General features: G+C 66.0%; 3 protein-coding genes. All 3 read left to right on the top strand.

Annotated features, from left to right (window positions below; translation table 11 throughout):
• Positions 1 to 1,272, top strand: a 1,272-nt coding sequence (locus AYR66_RS00385; RefSeq protein ID WP_337366590.1) for a porin, incomplete at its 5' end; no start/stop codon positions are given.
• Between the two features lie 64 nt (positions 1,273 to 1,336).
• On the top strand, positions 1,337 to 1,714 hold the full coding sequence (locus AYR66_RS00380) for a dienelactone hydrolase family protein (protein ID WP_088705852.1): 378 nt from the start codon (positions 1,337 to 1,339) through the stop codon (positions 1,712 to 1,714).
• Positions 1,715 to 2,527 carry a dienelactone hydrolase family protein gene (locus AYR66_RS00375; protein WP_088705851.1) on the top strand — a complete coding sequence of 271 codons (813 nt, stop codon included), beginning with the start codon at positions 1,715 to 1,717 and terminating at the stop codon, positions 2,525 to 2,527.
• Positions 2,528 to 2,625: the final 98 nt, after the last annotated feature.

The following is a 2,625-nucleotide window of genomic DNA, read 5'->3' as shown; positions in this document are numbered from 1 at the left end:
ATTCGAGGAGGCATCATGAACCGCAAGCTGCTCGCCGCCGCACTCTGCTCCTGCACCGCCATTCCCGCTTTCGCACAAACCAGTCTCTCGATTTACGGCATCGTCGACGCCGGCGTCCAGGCCTCGCGTTTCGGCAACGGCACGCAATACAACCTCGCCAGCGGCATGGCCGACGGTTCGCGGCTCGGGTTCAAGGGAACGGAAGACCTCGGCGGCGGATTCAAGGCGATGTTCACGCTGGAGTCGCGGTTTGAAGTGGATACCGGCGAGCTGCGCAACGGCTATCTCGGAAAGAACCCGGATTTCGGCCTGGTGCGCGGCGTGCCGCTGCCGGCGGCGAGTTCGCTTGCGCTGGCAACCGCGCTCGGCCAGAACGGCGCGGTGGTCAATGCCAGCGGCGCCTTGTTCGACCGCACCGCGATGGTGGGGCTGGTCACGCCGGGAGGCGCCATCCTGCTCGGGCGGCAGTACACGCCCGCCTATGAAGTCGGGGCAATGGCCGACACCTTCGAAACCGGATCGGTGGGCGGTTGGGGCAGCATCACCACCGGCACCAGCGCGCTCTATACGCCGGGCGTTGCGATCCGGTCGAGCAATGCCTTGCAGTACCGCTTGCAGTTGCCCAACGGACTGGGCGCGTCGCTGATGTACAGCCCGGAAGACCGCGGCTCGGGTTCGCTCGGTGTGGGCAACCGCTTTGTGGGCGGCAACCTGCTTTACCAGGCGCAGGGCTTCAATGTGGGCATTGGTTACAACCGCGAGGATGACCCGTTCGGGGCGCGCTCGCTGCGCACGGCAGTTGCCGGCGGCTCCTACACCATGGGCAACATGAAATTCTTCGTCGGCTACATGACCATGAAGAATGACAATCCGGGTATCGGCTTCGCCCTGACGCCGACCGTCACCGCCGCGCTCGGTGCGGCCGGCGCGCCGCTGGTGCCGACCGTGGTGGCGACCATCAATTCGAATGCGCGGCTGGATGCGAAGAGCTATTCGGTCGGCATGCATTACACGATCGGCGCGGGCCGCCTGATGGGCGCATTCGCGCAAACGAAGAACGACCTGTTCGCCGATGCCGACGTGAAGCTGTTCTCGCTCGGCTATGACTACAACCTGTCCAAGCGGACGGACATGTATGTGTTCTTCGCGTATGCCAACAACGATCCGAATGCGCAGTACGCGCTGGGCGGGGCGGGGTACAGCGGCGGCTTCACGACCGCCGGCGGACAGGACGCGCGCGCGGTGCAGCTGGGGATACGGCACAAGTTCTGAGGGTTGCTTTCCGCCGCCGGCAACTTCCGCTATCCTGCCCGCATCTCCCGACTGCAGATCACCGATGCGAGCACTTCGCCATTGCGCCGCCGCGGCGCTGCTTTTCCTGCACGGCCTCGCCGTGCAGGCCATGGACCGCGTTGCCTTCCCCGCCCTCGACGGCAAGGTGGAGCTGAGCGCCTACTGGTTTCCAGCTTCCGCATCAGGACCGCGTCCCACGGTGATCTCGCTGCATGGCTGCGGCGGCGCGCTTACCGAGCAGCAGAAGCTTAGTCCCGCCTATTTCCGCGATGCCGGCTACTTCAACGCGGAGCGCATGCACCTGCTGGTCGTCGACAGCTTTTCTCCGCGCGGCGTGAAATCGATCTGTGAAATCGCGCGTGAGCGCCGCACCGTCAGCGAAGAGGACAGGCGCGACGATGTCTTTGCCGCGATCCGCTGACTGGCACAGCAACCCGGCGTGGATACGTCGCGCCTCGTTGTCATCGGCCGCTCGCATGGCGGGCAGACTGCGCTGGGTGTGCTCGACCGTACCGACAAGGCGGTGCAGGCGCAGCCCCTCAGGCCGAAGGTGGTGGTCGCGCTGTATCCCGGCTGCTCGATCTACCACCGGATGTGGAATTACGAACTCGACGCGCCGCTGCTGCTGATGATCGGCGAGAGCGACGACTGGACGCCGGCGCGCAGCTGCGTGCAGTTGCGCGAGAAGGTGATGCGCTCGCAGAAGGATGCGGTGTTCGAGATGCATGTCTTCCCCGACAGCCACCACGGCTTCGACGGCCTGACGCCGCCGCATACGAAGATGAACGTGGCATCCACGCGTAGCGGCACCGCGACCGTGGGCGGCAATCCGGTGGCGCGCGAGCAGGCGCACCGGCTGATGTTCGATTTCCTGTCGGTGCAACTCGGCGTGCCGCTGCGGCTGTCGCATGAGGAGCGCTATGCCGGCCACCAGTTCGAGCTGCCGCAAGCGAGCGGCTTCGCCGCCGTCGGCGACACAGCGGCGCTGCCCGCGAGCGAGAAGGCGAGGGCGCGCTACGAGTACTATCTCGCGCAGCAGCCGCCGAAGGCGTTTGCGGTGACGGAACGCGGCGGATGGTACCTCAGCATCGGCGCGGCGGACGCGATGCAGGCCAGCCTCACGGCGTGCGGGAAGGTGAAGTGCTGGCTGTACGCGGTGGACGACCGGGTGGTCTGGCATGCGGATCCGGACAAGCGCATCGACATGGCGAAGCTGGTGCGCAAGGAGCGCTGAGCGGACTGTAGGGTGGGTGGGGCCGCCGAGGTAGAGCGAAGCGAAACCCACCGTGCGCTCCAGATGCGTATGATGGTGGGTTTCGCTTCGCTCTACCC

The sequence above is a fragment of the Noviherbaspirillum denitrificans genome, from assembly GCF_002211445.1.
GTDB classification, from domain to species: domain Bacteria; phylum Pseudomonadota; class Gammaproteobacteria; order Burkholderiales; family Burkholderiaceae_D; genus Noviherbaspirillum; species Noviherbaspirillum denitrificans.
Note: the sequence above shows the minus strand (reverse complement) of the source record. Positions and strands in the feature narration are given on the sequence as shown.

Excerpts from the sequence above, each read along its gene's own strand:
- AYR66_RS00380 (WP_088705852.1), top strand. The coding sequence starts at position 1,337 with ATGCGAGCACTTCGCCATTGCGCCGCCGCGGCGCTGCTTTTCCTGCAC.